Here is a 14,995-nt window from a genome sequence, read left to right on the forward strand (position 1 = left end):
GTACCCTTACAACGTGAGCGGAGCGAACGTGTCGACACGCCGGTCCGCCTCCCCACGCTCCGGATCACCCGCCCGGGAGAGAACGTGAGTCCGATGCTGCGCACGTCTCCGGTGCGGCTCCTGGACGACCGCCACCGTGAAGCGGTCCTGGAGATCCTCGACGCCGATCCGGTGTCGAACGTCTTCGTCGGCTCGCGCGTGCACGCCGCCGGCGTCGATTCGGGCCGCCTCGGCGCCGAGCTGTGGGGGTACCACCGCGGCGGCCACCTGACCTCCCTGTGCTACTCCGGCGCGAACCTCGTCCCGGTCGCGGCCGACCGCGAGGCCGCGCGGTCCTTCGCGGACCGGGCACGCTCGCAGGGACGACGCTGCTCGTCGATCGTCGGCCCGGTGCCCGCGGTGACCGAGATGTGGAACACCCTGCGCCCCTTCTGGGGACCGCCCCGCGCGATCCGGGCCGCCCAGCCGGTCATGTCGACGGTGTCGCCGCCGCCCGTCGAACCGGACCCGGCCGTCCGCCGCGTCACCATGAACGACTTCGACGTCCTCTACCCGGCGTGCGTGGCGATGTTCACCGAGGAGGTCGGCGTCTCGCCGCAGGCGGGCGACGGGGGAGTGCTGTACCGCGCCCGCGTGGCCGAGCTGATCCGCTCCCGGCGGGCCTTCGCCCGCATCGAGGACGGCCGCGTGGTGTTCAAGGCCGAGATCGGCGCCGTCACCCCGTACGCCTGCCAGGTCCAGGGCGTCTGGGTCAACCCCGAACTGCGCGGCCGGCGGTACGCCGTGCACGGCATGGCCGCCGTCGTCACCGAGGCCCTGCGCAGCATCGCCCCCGCGGTCACGCTGTACGTCAACGACTTCAACACCCCGGCCCGCGCCACCTACCGCCGCGTCGGCTTCCAGGACGTCGACACCTTCATGTCCGTCATGTTCTAATTCGCCGCCACGACCAGCGGCCGGCAAGCGGCCGACGATTTCCCCATTTTCTGCTGCAGCAATCCGTGCCCGCGTCGACGCGTGCTCAGATCTGGGCTGGCTCGAAATCTGGATGGAGCGAGCCGCGACGGCGACGTCCATCGATGAGGTGTTCGGTTGATCGCCGTCTCACACGGCGGCCTTCAACGATCGATCAGCGGCCTGTCCGTGCTCAGTCGAGGGGGCGCGGCCCCGGCCGATAGCGGGGCTGTCCGGAGAGGGCTGGGCTTGTGTCTTGTGAGCGTGACCCGCGCTCACCATCGTCTTCGTCCTATGAGTGGACCGGCGATCCGGTCGACATCGAGTCCTCGAAGATCTTGGCCGACGAGCGGTGCCCGTCGCGAAGATCAGAATTTCAGCGGTGGGCGTCTGCTTCGATGAGCCATCGTCTGGCCTGGCGGGCCGTATGCAGGCGAATGACGGTCACGTCCGGGTGGCGGGTTGCGCGATCGGCGGTCTGGGCTCTTCTCCCGTCGAACTGGGACCAGGCCCAGCGGATCGGGTGGTCCGCCCGGAGCCAGTCGCGGACGCTCTCCTTGTTGCCGTTCCACAAGGGGCGCCGGTCGACGGCGCGGAGGACCGAACGCCGGATCACCCGCCACATCACCGTGCGGCGCGGCAGGTCGAGCCAGATCACCGTGTCGGCGCGGTCCCAGAGCAGGTCGCCGAGGACGCGGTGGTACTGGTCCTCGGTCACCCAGCGATCCTGATCGCTGAACTCCTTCACGTCGGACTCGAACTCCGGCCGCGGTACCCAGCCGGGTCCGTGGTGCAGGGCGTCCAGCTCGTAGTGGGGGAGTCCGTATCGCTCGGAGAGCCTCCGGGCGAGTGTCGTCTTGCCGGCTCCCGAGATGCCCGCGATCAGCACCCTGTCCATCGGATCGATCCCCGCCTCCCCTGTTCCGACCCCTCGGAGAACGCTACCGACCATGCGGCCGCGCGGTGAGGGCACCCGCGCCGGGGAACCATAGCCGCTGAGTCTCCGGATTGCGGCCGATGGGTGACGACGTGGCGAGGAGGGGGCTTCCCATGAAGATCAGGACGCAGCGGGACGTCGAGGTCGCCGAAATAACGGTAGGTGACGGGCGGCGCGGCAACGCGCTGGCCAGCGCCGACTGGCGGGAGCTCGAGCAGACCTTCCGGCGCCTCGCCCTCGATGCCGAGCTGCGGGTCGTCGTCGTCCGCGGCCAGGGTGGAATGTTCAGCTCCGGGTCGGACGTGCGGGAGTGGGTCGAGGCGGACGTCACGGACGTGGCGGACAGCTTCGCGGCCATGGAGGCGGCGTTGACCGCCATCGAGGATCTTCCCGTCCCGGTCATCGCCCAGGTGGAGGGCGTCGCCGCCGGCGCCGGGTGCCAGCTCGCGCTGGCCTGTGACCTGCAGGTGATGGCGGAGAGCGCGCGGATCGGGATGCCGATCGCGCGGCTCGGCATCCTCGTCAGCCCCGCGTTCGCCGCCCGGCTGGTCGTGCTCGCCGGGCCCGGCGTCGCGCGGGAACTCCTCTACACGGGCCGTCTGGTCTCCGCCGCCGAGGCCATGAGGCTGGGGCTCGCCACCCGTTGCGTGCCGGACGCGGAGCTGGCCACGGCGACCCGCAGGCTGGTGCTGGGCATCACGCGCCATCCGGACGCGGCCGTACGGGCCGCCAAGCACGCGGTCGGGGCCGTGCTCACGCCCGCGTGGGCGGCGGCGAAGGCGCAGGCGGGCGGGCCTCCCGTCGCGTTCGAGGACTTCCAGCGGGGGATCGCGACGTTCCTCCGGGACCCGCGCGCGACCTCTCCCTGACGCGGCTGGCGGCGGCCGAGGACCTCGGTGAGGCCCTCTCGGCGGCCGGGCGCGTCGGGCGGTCTGCGCGTGAGGCGCCTCAACGGCCGGACGTGTCGGGCGGTCTGCGCGTGAGGCGCCTCAACGGCCGGGTGCGCCGGGCGGTCTCCGCGTGAGGCGGCTCAGCGGACGAGGACGTCGAGCAGGCGGTCGAGCTCGGCGGCCGGGTCGGCGGTGAGGCCCGAGTGGACGGGGCCGGGCTGCACGACGGTGCTGCGCGGCGCGGTGAGCCAGCGGAACCGCGAGCCGAGGGACTCGCCGGCGGCCTGGCCCGCCTGCGGTCCGCCGCAGCAGACGCCGTCGACCGCTCCCAGCGCGGCGCGCACCCCGTCGACGTCGAGGTCCGGGGCCAGGGCGCGGAGCCGTACGTCGTCGACGTGGGTGCGGCAGCCGAGGAAGTCCTTGGCCTGGCAGTAGAGGATCACTCCGACGTTCACGGTCTCGCCGCGTTCGACGCGGGGGATCACGCGCAGGATGGCGTACTCGAAGATGTTCATGAGAGCCATTTCGGTCGGGCCGACGGGCGGTGCTCGGTCCGGGGCGTCGCCGGGCGGGCCTCGCCCACCTCGGGCAGCCAGATCTCCGGGGTGGCCGCGCGGGTCCGCAGGTGGGCGACGTAGGCGGCCGCGACCTCGGCAGGGGAGCCGAAGCCGGGCTCGTCGGCCAGCCACTCCTCGGGCACGAGGGCCACGACCTCGCGGAGCAGGTCCTCGGTGACCTTCGGGCCGAGGTCGCGGCCGGCGCGGGCCAGACCGGCGTCGTCGACGAAGGTCGTCAGGACGTGGTCGCTCGCGTCGTACGGCCGGGAGATCAGCTTCTCCGCCGATGCCCAGGCGTGGTGGAAGTACAGGCTGGCGCCGTGGTCGATCAGCCAGACGTCGCCGTGCCAGACCAGGAGATTGGGGTTGCGCCAGCTGCGGTCGACGTTGCCGATCAGCGCGTCGAACCACAGCACGGACGCGGCGAAGTCGGCCTCGGGGGCCCAGGCCAGCGGGTCGAAGCCGAGGGAGCCGGGCAGGTAGTCGACGCCGAGGTTGCGGCCGGGGCTGGCCTTGAGCAGGTCCTGGATGTCCGGGTCGGGCTCGTGACGGGCGATGGCGGGGTCGATGTCCACGGTGACGAGGTCAGGCACCCGGAGCCCGAGCCGTCGGCCCAGCTCACCGGCGATGATCTCCGCGATGAGGGCCTTGCGGCCCTGCCCGGCGCCGTGGAACTTCACGACGTACGTGCCCAGGTCGTCGGCTTCGACGATGGCGGGCAGGGACCCGCCCTCCCGGAGGGGTGTCACGTAGCGCGTGGCGGTGACGTTCGGCAGCACGAGGGCAACCGTACCGGGCGTGTGGCGGCATGCGAGCACGACGTGCGCGCATGCCGGCCCCCGCCGCTGACGCGCACACGCTCCGGTGATCGAGGCAATCGTATGAACGCGCGCGCCGGAGAGATGATGCAGATGTCACACACCGTGTTGACGCGTTGAACAATGCCATATCTAATATATTGCATGCCACCTGAACGGCTCCGTCCTCTCGACCGGTCCCTCCTGCGCGACCAGGCGTACCGCATGCTCCGCGACGCGATCGTCGAGGGCGACCTCGCGCCCGGTGAGATCATTCGCGACGGCGAGCTGGCCGAGCGGGTCGGGCTGTCGCGCACGCCGGTGCGCGAGGCGCTCGCCCGTCTCGCCGACGAGGGGCTCGTCGAGACCAAGCCGCACGCCTACACGCGGGTCACGCCGCTCGTGCTCCGCGACGTACGGGACGCGTACGTCGTCGTCCGGGCCATGCACGAGCTCGCCGTACGCGCGGCGGTGCCGGTTCTGACCGAGCGGCACCTCGAGACGATGCGCGCCGCGAACGCGCGGTTCGCCGCCGCCCTCGACGAGGGGGACGTGCCCGCCGCGCTGGCCGCCGACGACGAGCTGCACGACGTCCCGGTCGCCGCGGCGGGCAACCGCGCGGTGGCCGCGACGATCGAGCGGTACGTGCCGCTGATCCGGCGGCTGGAGCGGCTGCGGTTCGGCTCGCTCCCGGGCCGGCGTTCCATCGCCCTGCACGACCGCCTGATCAACGCCTGCGCCGCGGGCGACACCGAGGCGGCCGCGGCCGCCACCGCCGAGATCTGGGCCACGCTCGGCGACCTTCTGGATGAGGAGACCTCGTGACGACACTGGACGACTTCCCCCGCGAGCGCCTGCTGTTCGGCCCCTCGCCCGTGCATCCGCTGCCCCGGCTGACCGGGTACCTCGGGGGCGGGGCGAGGCTCTGGGCCAAGCGCGAGGACTGCAACTCCGGCCTGGCGTTCGGCGGCAACAAGACGCGCAAGCTGGAGTACCTCGCCGCCGACGCGCTCGCCCAGGGCTGCGACACCCTCGTGTCCATCGGCGGCGTGCAGTCCAACCACACCCGGCAGGTCGCCGCCGTGGCCGCCCGGCTCGGCCTGAAGTGCGTCCTGGTCCAGGAGAGCTGGGTCGACTGGCCCGACGCCGTCTACGACCGGGTCGGCAACATCCTGCTGTCCCGCCTGCTCGGCGCAGACGTACGCCTGGTGGAGGCCGGGTTCGGCATCGAGTTCAAGCAGAGCTGGGAACAGGCCCTGGAGGACGTCCGCGCCCGTGGCGGCCGGCCGTACGCCATTCCGGCGGGCGCGTCGGACCACCGTCTCGGCGGCCTCGGCTTCGCGAACTGGGCGCGCGAGGTGGAAGAGCAGGAGCGGGAGCTCGGCGTCCGCTTCGACACGATCGTCGTCTGCTCGGTGACCGGGAGCACGCAGGCCGGGATGGTCGCGGGCTTCGCGGGCAAGGGTCGCCGGATCATCGGCATCGACGGCTCCGCCAAACCGAAGGAGACCTGGGAGCAGATCGCCCGGATCGCCCGGAACACCGCCGAGCTGATCGGGACGGAGGTCGCCGACGACGAGATCGTCCTCGACGAGCGGTACCACGCCGGGACGTACGGCATCCCGGACGAGCGGACCCTGGAGGCCATGCGGCTGGCCGCGCGGCTGGAGGGGATGATCACCGACCCGGTCTACGAGGGCAAGTCCATGGCCGGAATGGTCGATCTGGTGACGAACGGGGAGATCGAGGCAGGATCCAACGTCCTTTACGCTCATCTCGGAGGGCAACCCGCGCTGAACGGATACAGTGCGCTCTTCCGCTAGCTGATGGGCTGACATCCAGGACGTTCGTGACAATGGGGTCGCGGGTGTGGACCTGGCCGGCGTCGTCTGGACCACTCACCGCTGGAACAACCGGCCAGCACGACGCCCCTGAACATCGCCAATCCGCGCGACCCTGAAGTGAGAACGCTTCAAGAATCCCGAAGTTACGTCACAGACCTGCGGAGCACCCGAAGGAGGAAGAACCCCCTGGCTACGGGGTCAGCGGCTCAGCGGGGCTCAGAGGAACTCACGGGATGTCGCACAATCGAGGACACTCGGCCGTGTCCAGGTAGTCCGTGACGGCCCCGTGAGGGTGTCAGACCTGGCCGTATCCGCCGTCGACCTGGTAGTCGGCGCCGTTGACGTGGGAGGCTGCATCTGAGGCGACGAAGGCGATGACGGCGGCGACCTCTTCCGCGGTACCGGCCCGGGTCATCGGGGTCCCGGTGCCCATCGTGGCGATGAGCGCCTCGCGTTCCTCGGCGGTGGCGGCCAGTCGTGCGATACCGGGCGTGTCCGTCGGGCCCGGGCTCACCACGTTCACTCGGATCCCGCGTGGGGTCAGCTCAAGGGCCCAGGTACGGGCGAGGGCGCGGACCCCGGCCTTGGAGGCCGCGTAGAGACTCCGCCCGCGCGACGCCTTGTGCGCGGCCATCGAGCCGGTGAGGACGATGACGCCACCGTCCGCCAGCAGCGGCAGCGCCTTCTGGACGGTCATGATCGTGCCGGTGATGTTGACGTCGAAGACCGACCTGATGACGTCCTCGGTGATGGTTCCCAGCGGTGCGGTCGCGATCGCCGCCGCGTTGACGACCAGCACGTCCAGCCGGCCGCTGCGCTGCTCCACCTGCGCGAAGAGCCGGTCGAGGTCGTCGGCCGAGCGCGAGTCGGCCCGCACCCCGATGACATCACCCGGTATGTCCGCGGCCGCCGCCGTCAGGGCGTCCTGGTCCCGGCCCGTGATGTAGACGGTGCCGCCCCCTTCGGCGATCTTCCTCGCGGTGACGTGGCCGATACCGGCACTCCCGCCCGTCACGACCGCGACCTTGTTGCGAAATTCGTTGCTCATGGAACTCGTCGTCCGTTCATCTGGGTAGCCGTTCCGAAGGGAACGTCCTGGGGAACACAGGCGGTACGAGCCTGCGCCTTGTGCGGACACCGGTTCCAGAAGCCTGCTGATACTGGTACTGGCAGCACCAAGCCGACGCCTCCCGGCTCTGGCACAGTGGACATGTGCCGACAACCACGAACCGGACCGAACTGCGGGAGTTCCTGCGCTCACGACGCGCGCGGGTCTCACCCGAGGACGTCGGCATACGCCCGGGAGTCCGGCGGCGCACCCCCGGACTGCGCCGCGAGGAGGTCGCCCAGCTGGCCGGTGTCGGCATCACCTGGTACACGTGGCTGGAACAGGGGCGGCCGATCAACGTCAGCTCCCAGGTGCTCGACGCGGTGGCCCGCACGCTGCTTCTGGATGCCGCCGAGCGGGACCACCTCTACCGTCTGGCCGAGGTCCCCCAGCCTCCGGTCACCAGCGATCCGCCGACCGAGCTCCCCGGCCACCTCGACACCGTCCTGGAAGCCCTGGACCCGTTGCCCGCCATGTTGGTCGACGCCCGCACCGACGTGCTGCGCTGGAACCGCGCATACGCCGCCCTGCACCCCGCTCTGGTCAGTGCTCCGCCCGGCAAGCGCAACACCCTCTGGCACCTCTTCGCGGCACCGGAGGGGCAGCACCGCATCGTCAACCGCGACGAGCAGGCGCCCGAGGCCGTGGCAGGGTTCCGCTATCGCTACAGCCAGAACATGGGCGACCCGCAATGGCAGGACTTCGTCACCCGTCTGTGCACCGCCAGCCCGCTGTTCTCCCGGCTCTGGGCCACGCACGACGTCGCTCCACCGCGCCTGTGTGACAAGCGCTACGACGTTACGGGGATCGGCGAAGTGAGCCTGCGTGCCACCGGCATGGAACTGACCGACCACCCCGGTGTCCGCCTCGTCGTCCACACCCCCACCGACAGGCGCAGCCGCGAGAACATCGACCGCCTGCTGCGCCGGGCGACGCACCTGTGACGAATGGACCGAGGCCCGGGTGCGGGCCAAGCCCCACCAGCTGATCCGACAAACTCGGTGGCAAAACGCCTTCAACCGCCTCCAGCACTGCTACGAACGATGCGAGAACGTCATCGACGCATTCTTCGACCTCGCCGACGCCATCATCACCCTGCGTAGCCTGATCCGCCGCGCCTGGACCACTCACCGCTGGAACAACCGGCCAGCACGACGCCCCTGAGCATCGCCAATCCGCGCGGCTCATAAGACAACGTTGTCAACGACGGGTTGATCGCCGTGATCTTCTTGTGATCGGCGGCCTTCCCCGGATGGCCACGGTGGTGGGCGAGAGAGGCGGTGCTGACCTGGTGATCTAAGGGCCGGAACTCCCCCGACGGCTCGGCCGTTGACACTTCGGGTGGACGGACGGTGCCCAGGGCAGGGATGATAACGATGTCTCAACCTGGCGGGCTATGCCGCCAAGCGGCCGTCAACCCGCCGAAATCAGGGTGCGACGAACAGGGCTGAGCGATCTCTGGCAGAAGGGCTCTGGTGGACAAGCAGGACAGGCGGCGCAGGCCGACGATCTCAGACGTGGCGGCCGCCGCCGGAGTCAGCCCGAAGACGGTGTCCCGTGTCATCAACAACGAGCCGGGCGTGCGCGCCGAACTGGCCGATCAAGTGCTCGAGGTGATCAGCAAGCTCGGGTTCCGCCGCAACACCATGGCCAGCTCACTGCGCTCCGGCAGGCAGACCGCGACCATCGGGCTGATCATCGAAGACCTGGCCAACCCGTTCTACTCCACGATCGCGGCGGCGGTGGCCAACGTCGCGCGCACCCACGACACCCAGCTGATCACCGTCAGCTCGGAAGAGGACCCTGACCTCGAGCAACGTCAGTTCCTCCAACTGTGCCAGCGCCGGGTGGACGGCATGATCATCGTGCCCGCCGGCTCGGACCACTCCTACACCCGGTCCGAGGTCGAGATGGGCATGCGGATGGTCTTCCTGGACCGTCCGCCGTCGGGCATCCTGGCCGACAGTGTCGTCATCGACAACGCGGCGGGGGCCCGGGCCGGCATCATGAGCCTGCTCGAGGACGGGCACCGCCGGATCGGGGTCGTCATCGACTCCCCGATCATCTACACCGCGCGCGAACGGCTGGCCGGCGTACGCTCGGCGCTGGCCGACGCGGGCATCCCCTATGACGACGCCCTGGTCGAGGTCGGCGTCACGAATCCCGATGAGGCCGCCCACGCCATCGCCACCATGCTCGACGGCGTCGACCCGCCCACCGCGTTCTTCACCGGCAACAACCGGAGCACCATCGGTGCGATCCAGGAGTTGTACCGCCGTGACAGCGACGCCGCGCTGCTGGGCTTCGACGACTTCGAACTGGCCACACTGATGCCGCGCCCGCTGACCGTGATCGCGTACGACGTGCAGGAACTCGGCCGCGCAGCCGCCCTCCGGCTGTTCGAGCGGATCGGCGGGGACACCTCCTGGCCGTCGGAGACCGTGATTCCCACGCACCTGGTTCAGCGGGGCGTCCAGCTTCTGAAGTCCTGACGCCGGCGCGCGGGACGTGCCGCCGGCGGTCACCCGCGCCCCGGCGAGGGAGCCGCGCGGGCGGCCGGTCAGGGCGAGGGCGGTGGCGTTCGGCATGACCGCACCGGCGCGGGAGGGAGTACCGCCTCGATGAGCGATGCCCCCTCCGTGATCCGGCGCCCTACCGCGCGAAGCGCAGGTCGAGGAAGCGGGCGCGGTTGTTGTTGACGTTCGCGTACAGGTCGTCGATCTTCTGGCTGTTGACGTTGTAGGAGATCACCAGCTCACCGGGGCGGCTCAGCTCCGGGTGCGCGGCGATGTTGTACGGCGCGTAGATGTCGCCGCCGCCCTCGGGGGCGGTGTACACGTCGGTGCGGTTCGTGAACGGACCGACGGGTGTCGGCGCGGTCGCCACGTAGATGTCGTGACCGAGGTAGGCGTCGGAGGTGGTGAGGACGTAGAAGCCGTTCACCTCGGTGACGCTGTACGAGGCCCCGACGTTGTCGGTCACGCGCGCCGACGTGGTCGGGTCGTGCGACCAGCCGGAACCGGTGTAGAACTCCCACGAGCGGTCGACGAGGTGGCCGACGCGGGCCCGCGCGACGTGCATGTGGCCCGACTCGGCGCCGTAGATGTAGATGTAGCCGCCGACGCGCGTCAGCTCGACGCCCCACGACACGTTGCCCTCGTCGTAGCTGTGGGTCACCTTCGCGCTGCCCAGGTCGCGGGAGAAGGAGGCGATGTCGGTCCTGACCCACGCGAAGTTCCACGGCGGCGGGTCGTCCGTGGGGACCTGGGCGTACTCGAACAGACGCAGCTTGCCGCCGTCCATGATGCCGTCGCCGTTCCAGTACCAGACGTCGTTCGTTCCCGAGGGATCCCACGGCGGCGTCGTCGGCGTCTCGCCGACGAGCGACCGCGGTACGTCGTGCGTCCCTCCGGTCAACGTGGTCTCGGGAGGCCCGTCGCGTCCGGCCGTGACGATGGTGTTGTGCACGAAGCCCGCGTCTTTCGGCAGGCTCTCGTCGGCGTTGACCGGGCCGAGGAAGGTGTCGTTGAGGAGCCATGCGACGCGCCCGCCCGGCAGCGTCGCCGAGTACGTGCCGTCCGATGCGGCCCAGCCGCGATGGTTCGTCCAGCCACCACCGCTGTCGCCGAACGCGCGCCAGGCGGCGTTCAGGCGCTCATCAGGGACGACGCTCGTCACCACCGGTGCCTGCCGGGTGCCGGCGCCGTGCCCGGACTGCGTCGGGGTGCTCGCGAGGGCACTCGGCGCGAGGGTGCCGGTACCGAGCACCGCCGCGGCCAGAACGGCCGTCGCCGGCCCCACGCGAGCACGCCGGCGACTGCGTCCGGCGGCTCGGAGGCAATGAGCGGGCCACCTACTACGCGTCATGGAATCGCCTCCTGATTCCTCTCCTCGCTGACATCGTTGTCATCGGTGGACCCGTGTACGGTCCGGGCGGTCAGTGCTGAGCGAGCAGCTCCACCTCGGACAGTCTCAGCGCCTGGCCGTCCGTGGGCGGGTCGAACTCGAACCGTACGTACTGGTAGCTGCCGGTCGCGTCACTCGGCGTGAAGGCCCGCGTCTGCTGGCGCCAGGTGAACTGCTCTCCGCTTCGGCGGTCCACCTCTGTCCAGTGCGTCCCGTCGGTGGAGACGCTGACCTTCCAGCCCGCCGGATCGCCGCCGGTCTGGGCGGTGCTGGTGAGCGTGTACTGGGCGATGGAGTGCGGCTGGTCGAACCGGTAGGTGACGGATGCCGATCCGGCGGCGAAGGTGGTCGCGGTGTTCGAGTCGTTGTCGAACAGTGCGGCCGGGTCGGTGCCGTCGTTCGTCGTGGCCGTTCCCTTCCCCGAACCGGTCTGGTCGGCCGGCGGGTCGGCGACCTTGGACCCCGTGGTCAGCGACGGCGGTGCGGCCGAGGGCGCGGTACCCCAGCTCGAGGGGCGCGGGCCCATCTGCAGATCGATGTGCCCACCGCGGGTCAGGTCGGCGTGCTGGAGATAGGTCTTGTCCCAGCTCTTGCCGTTGATCCGCATCGACTGGACGTAGATGTTCCGGTCGGAGTCGTGGTGCGCGGTGATGGTCAGCGCACGGCCGCCGGCCGGGCGGATGGTGACCCGCTCGTACAGGGGCGATCCGATGGCGAAGGTGGGCGAGCCCTGCTGCAGCGGGTAGATGCCGAGCGCGTTGTCGATGTAGAACGCCGACATCGAACCGTTGTCCTCGTCACCGGGGTAGCCCTGGCCGATCGTGCTGCCGGTGAACAGCCGGCCGAGCGCGTCTCGTACGTGCGCGGCGGCCTTGGCCGGCTGTCCCACGTAGTCGTACATGTAGGGCACGTGCATCGACGGCTGGTCGTTGAAGGCCCACTGCCCGATCTGGTCGTCCCGGGACTCGAACATCTCGTGGTAGGCACCGCCCCAGCCGCCGCCGTACTGCGCGGTCTCCGGGGTGGCGAAGAACTGGTCGAGCTTGGCGGCGAGGCCGGCCCGGCCGCCGTAGAGGTTGGCCAGACCGTTGCCGTCCTCGGGAACGAGGAAGGCGTACGTCCATCCGTCGCCCTCGGTGTAGTCGGTGGAGTTCCAGTCCAGCGGGTTGTAGGTGCCCGGCGCGTGCTCCCAGCTGCCGTCGGCGTTGCGCGGCTGGAAGAAGCCGGTGGACTTGTCGAACAGGTCGACGTAGTGCTGGGCCCGGTCGCGGAAGTACCGGTAGTTGTCCTGGTACTCACGCCGGTGCGGGTCGTCGGCCGCACTGGTCTGGTACAGCTTCAGCGACATCTGGGAGATGCCGTAGTCGGCGATGTAGTCCTCCAGCGAGACCGACGCGCTGGACCCGGTCGTCTGCGGGGTGTAGCCGAGGAAGGTTGAATGCGCCATGTCGGGCCGGCCGGTCAGCCCGGACGACGGGATGGTGGCGTCCTTGACCGCGGCCTCGTACGCGCTGCGGACGTCGAAGTTCGTCACCCCGCGCAGGTAGGCGTCGGCGATGGCCACGTCCGAGCTGGTGCCGCTGAAGCCGAGGTAGCCGGGCGCCGTCCACTGCCCGATCCAGCCGCCGTCCCGGTACTGCTGCACGAATCCGTCGATCATCTCGCCGGTCAGCTTCGGGTAGAGCAGCGCGTCCAGCGACCAGGCGGTCCGGTAGGTGTCCCAGAAACCCTCGTTGGCGTACGGCTTGCCCTTCACCACCGCCGATCCGGTGGTGGTGGGGGTCGCGTGGCCGGTGCCCGAGCGGTACGGGCTGGCGTAGCGGTAGTCGGGGGCGGCCTGGGTGCCGGTGTTCTCGAACAGCTCGTTCGGGTACAGGTTCAGGCGGTAGAGACTGGAGTAGAGGCTGGTGAGCTGGTCCTGGCTCGCGCCCTTCGGCTCGATCACGCCCAGTGCCTCATCCCAGGTCCGCTGCGCCGCGGCGTGCACCTGGTCGAAGCCGGCGTCGCCGACCTCGAGTTCGAGGTTGTGCTTCGCCTGGTCGACGCTGATGAAGGACGTGGCGATCCGCATGGTCAGCCGGTGGTCGGCGCCCAGGTCGAAGCCCGCGTATCCGGAGACGTTCGCCCCGCCGCCGCCGGTCAGCGTGCCGTTACCGGTCATCGGCCGGTCGAAGGTGGCGTAGACGAACATGCGGGGCGCGCCCCAGAACCCCGAGACGTCGGAGTAGCCGCTGACCACGCCATGCGCGCGGTCGATCGTCAGACCGCCGTTGTCGTTGACGTTGTCGAAGATCAGGCTGTTCTGGCCGGAGGGGAAACCGAACCGCATCACGGCGGCGTGATCGGTCGGCGTGATCTCCCCGCGCAGGCCGTTGTCGAAGGTCACGCCGTAGTAGTCGGCGCGAGCCGTCTCATGGTCGTGGCTGAACGCCAGCGCGCGGGCGGCGCGGTCGGCCGTCGCCGGGACGGCGGACGTGGACGGCATCACCTGGAACGTCTGATGATCGGCGACCCAGATGCTGGGCTCGTGGCTGACGGAGAACGCCTGCAGCTCGGGCTCGTTCGCGGCGTTGTTGCCCTTCTGGTACGCGTAGATGATCCCGGTGCTGCCCGCGTCGGTGACCGGAGTCCAGAAGTTGAAGCCGTGCGGGAGCGCGGCGGCCGGGATGTCGTTGCCCCGCGAGTAGTCGCCGGTGGAGTTGGTGCCCCGCGTGGTGATGACGCACGTCGACGGGTGGTGGGCGCAGTCGTTCGCCGGGGGCGCCGGTGCGATGTCGATGTCGTCCAGCCAGCCGGCGAAGTGCCCGGGACCGGACGGGTCGTCGTAGCCGACCAGGACGCGGGTGATGGTCTTGCCGGCCGCGACCCGGCCGATGTCGGCGGCCACCGCGTTCCACTGGTCGGTGTGCAGGACCTTCGCCGCTCCCTGCGCCCGCGGGCTCAGGCCCTTGCCGTTCTGGTCGGTGGCGCCGAGTTCGCTGAGGTAGGTGCCGTCGCTGAAGGCCAGGTCGACCGCGACGTACGTACTCGGGTATCCCAGATCCCTGCCCGTGAACTCCGGGAAGACCTTGTAGGACAACCGGGTGTCGCGGCGTACCGGCAAAGAGACCCGGTAGATCTTGTCGTACGCCGTGCCGTGGCCGGTGAGCTGCCAGCCCGCGTAGTGGAGAGCGTGCGTCCCGGTGAAGCCGACGTGCGTCTTGGCCGTGGGGCTCGACGCCGGGCCGTCCCCGATCGCGGTCGTCATCCCGGCGTCACCCGGCGGCGCCCCGCCCAGTGCCAGTTCGGCGAGCTGGGTGTGACCGTCACCGTGATTGGCGGAGACCGCCAGCCGGTAGTGGGAGTACGCTCCCGCGTGCCGGACGGTGAAGAGTCTCGTCTGCGAGCGCTGACCGAACCGCTGCCTGCTCTCGGTGTCCACCGTCTGCCAGGTCCGGCCGTCGGTCGAGCCCTCCAGCCGCCAGGACTCGGGGTCCCGTTCGGGCCAGTCGGAGGCCGAGGTCATGGCGTAGCCGTCGATCCGGGTGGGTGCGGCGAAGGCCACCGTCAGCGAGGGCGTCCGGCTCGCGGCCTGCCAGCTGCTGCCGACGTCGCCGTCGACGGCACGTTTCGCGCCGTGGTCGGGCAGGACCTCGTCGCTCGCGGTGACCTCCGTCACCGCGGACATCGCCGAGCCGGGCAGCCCGGCGCCGGTGTCGGGGTACACGCCCGCCGTTCGGTGGGCGCCGCGGCCGCTGTCCGAGGTGTTCTGCCAGGTAGGGGCGGGGTCGTTCGGCTCGAACGAGGTCGCGAAGGTGCCGCGTTCGGCGGAAGCCGGCGCGGGCCCGGCCAACGCGCTCTGCGCCGGGAGCAGGGACAGGACGATGCCGGCCAGTGCCGCCAGCGGTACGGGCGCGGGAGGTCGGGAACAGCGCCTGTGGGAGAGGCGACGAGGGGGTCGGGCCACGACCAGGCTCCTTGGCGGGGGAGAGAGACGCTTCGACAGCTCGGGAGTTCGCGAAG

The 14,995-nt window shown here is 70.4% G+C and carries 12 protein-coding genes and 1 pseudogene; 7 read left to right on the top strand and 6 right to left on the bottom strand.

Annotated features, from left to right (window positions below; genetic code table 11):
- The first annotated feature begins 93 nt into the window (after positions 1-93).
- The gene (locus tag NDW01_RS22190; RefSeq protein WP_252823178.1) at positions 94-936 is read left to right on the top strand and encodes a GNAT family N-acetyltransferase; all 843 of its coding nucleotides are present in this window, start codon (positions 94-96) and stop codon (positions 934-936) included.
- A gap of 394 nt (positions 937-1,330) precedes the next feature.
- On the opposite strand, the gene NDW01_RS22195 is transcribed toward NDW01_RS22190, so the two are convergent.
- Entirely contained in the window at positions 1,331-1,852 is a 522-nt protein-coding gene (locus NDW01_RS22195) for a P-loop NTPase family protein (protein ID WP_252823179.1), read from the bottom strand.
- 152 nt (positions 1,853-2,004) lie between these two features.
- On the opposite strand from NDW01_RS22195, the gene NDW01_RS22200 reads away from it, so the two are divergent.
- Positions 2,005-2,760, top strand: coding sequence for an enoyl-CoA hydratase/isomerase family protein (locus tag NDW01_RS22200; protein WP_252823180.1), 756 nt, complete (start codon positions 2,005-2,007; stop codon positions 2,758-2,760).
- A gap of 161 nt (positions 2,761-2,921) precedes the next feature.
- Here the strand turns inward: NDW01_RS22200 and NDW01_RS22205 are convergent, their stop codons facing one another.
- Positions 2,922-3,296, bottom strand: coding sequence for a DUF3037 domain-containing protein (locus NDW01_RS22205; RefSeq protein ID WP_252776448.1), 375 nt, complete (start codon positions 3,294-3,296; stop codon positions 2,922-2,924).
- On the bottom strand, positions 3,293-4,117 hold the full coding sequence (locus tag NDW01_RS22210; protein ID WP_252823181.1) for a HipA family kinase: 825 nt from the start codon (positions 4,115-4,117) through the stop codon (positions 3,293-3,295). Before NDW01_RS22210 ends, NDW01_RS22205 begins: the two co-directional genes overlap by 4 nt.
- A gap of 183 nt (positions 4,118-4,300) precedes the next feature.
- Here NDW01_RS22210 and NDW01_RS22215 point away from each other — a divergent pair, with 183 nt between their 5' ends.
- A complete protein-coding gene (locus tag NDW01_RS22215) occupies positions 4,301-4,960 on the top strand; it encodes a GntR family transcriptional regulator (protein WP_252823182.1) in 660 nt (219 codons plus the stop codon).
- Complete coding sequence (locus NDW01_RS22220; RefSeq protein WP_252823183.1) at positions 4,957-5,958, top strand: 1-aminocyclopropane-1-carboxylate deaminase; 1,002 nt, start codon at positions 4,957-4,959, stop codon at positions 5,956-5,958. Before NDW01_RS22215 ends, NDW01_RS22220 begins: the two co-directional genes overlap by 4 nt.
- A gap of 316 nt (positions 5,959-6,274) precedes the next feature.
- Here the strand turns inward: NDW01_RS22220 and NDW01_RS22225 are convergent, their stop codons facing one another.
- Positions 6,275-7,027 carry an SDR family NAD(P)-dependent oxidoreductase gene (locus tag NDW01_RS22225; protein ID WP_252823184.1) on the bottom strand — a complete coding sequence of 251 codons (753 nt, stop codon included), beginning with the start codon at positions 7,025-7,027 and terminating at the stop codon, positions 6,275-6,277.
- Positions 7,028-7,191: 164 nt separating this feature from the next.
- On the opposite strand from NDW01_RS22225, the gene NDW01_RS22230 reads away from it, so the two are divergent.
- The 3 genes and pseudogenes from NDW01_RS22230 to NDW01_RS22240 all read left to right on the top strand — a co-directional run bounded on the left by NDW01_RS22230 (position 7,192) and on the right by NDW01_RS22240 (position 9,579).
- Positions 7,192-8,031, top strand: a complete 840-nt coding sequence (locus NDW01_RS22230; RefSeq protein WP_252823185.1) for a helix-turn-helix transcriptional regulator — start codon at positions 7,192-7,194, stop codon at positions 8,029-8,031.
- 46 nt (positions 8,032-8,077) lie between these two features.
- Positions 8,078-8,251: pseudogene (locus NDW01_RS22235) on the top strand (IS5/IS1182 family transposase); the annotation flags it as partial.
- A gap of 311 nt (positions 8,252-8,562) precedes the next feature.
- Positions 8,563-9,579 (top strand): LacI family DNA-binding transcriptional regulator, encoded by a 1,017-nt coding sequence (locus NDW01_RS22240; protein WP_252823186.1) that lies wholly within the window; start codon positions 8,563-8,565, stop codon positions 9,577-9,579.
- A 160-nt stretch (positions 9,580-9,739) separates the two neighbouring features.
- Here NDW01_RS22240 and NDW01_RS43895 read toward each other — a convergent pair whose 3' ends face one another.
- Positions 9,740-10,888 (bottom strand): DUF5005 domain-containing protein, encoded by a 1,149-nt coding sequence (locus NDW01_RS43895; RefSeq protein ID WP_252823187.1) that lies wholly within the window; start codon positions 10,886-10,888, stop codon positions 9,740-9,742.
- Between the two features lie 136 nt (positions 10,889-11,024).
- On the bottom strand, positions 11,025-14,939 hold the full coding sequence (locus NDW01_RS22250) for a GH92 family glycosyl hydrolase (RefSeq protein ID WP_252823188.1): 3,915 nt from the start codon (positions 14,937-14,939) through the stop codon (positions 11,025-11,027).
- Positions 14,940-14,995 lie beyond the last annotated feature (56 nt).

The organism is Actinoallomurus soli, assembly GCF_024055715.1.
Classification (GTDB): domain Bacteria; phylum Actinomycetota; class Actinomycetes; order Streptosporangiales; family Streptosporangiaceae; genus Actinoallomurus; species Actinoallomurus soli.

What these genes read in the sequence shown, in the direction of transcription:
- NDW01_RS22190 (WP_252823178.1), top strand. Translation starts at nt 94, where the DNA reads ATGCTGCGCACGTCTCCGGTGCGGCTCCTGGACGACCGCCACCGTGAA.
- NDW01_RS22195 (WP_252823179.1), bottom strand. Translation starts at nt 1,852, where the DNA reads ATGGACAGGGTGCTGATCGCGGGCATCTCGGGAGCCGGCAAGACGACA.
- NDW01_RS22200 (WP_252823180.1), top strand. Translation starts at nt 2,005, where the DNA reads ATGAAGATCAGGACGCAGCGGGACGTCGAGGTCGCCGAAATAACGGTA.
- NDW01_RS22205 (WP_252776448.1), bottom strand. Translation starts at nt 3,296, where the DNA reads ATGAACATCTTCGAGTACGCCATCCTGCGCGTGATCCCCCGCGTCGAA.
- NDW01_RS22215 (WP_252823182.1), top strand. Translation starts at nt 4,301, where the DNA reads ATGCCACCTGAACGGCTCCGTCCTCTCGACCGGTCCCTCCTGCGCGAC.
- NDW01_RS22225 (WP_252823184.1), bottom strand. Translation starts at nt 7,027, where the DNA reads ATGAGCAACGAATTTCGCAACAAGGTCGCGGTCGTGACGGGCGGGAGT.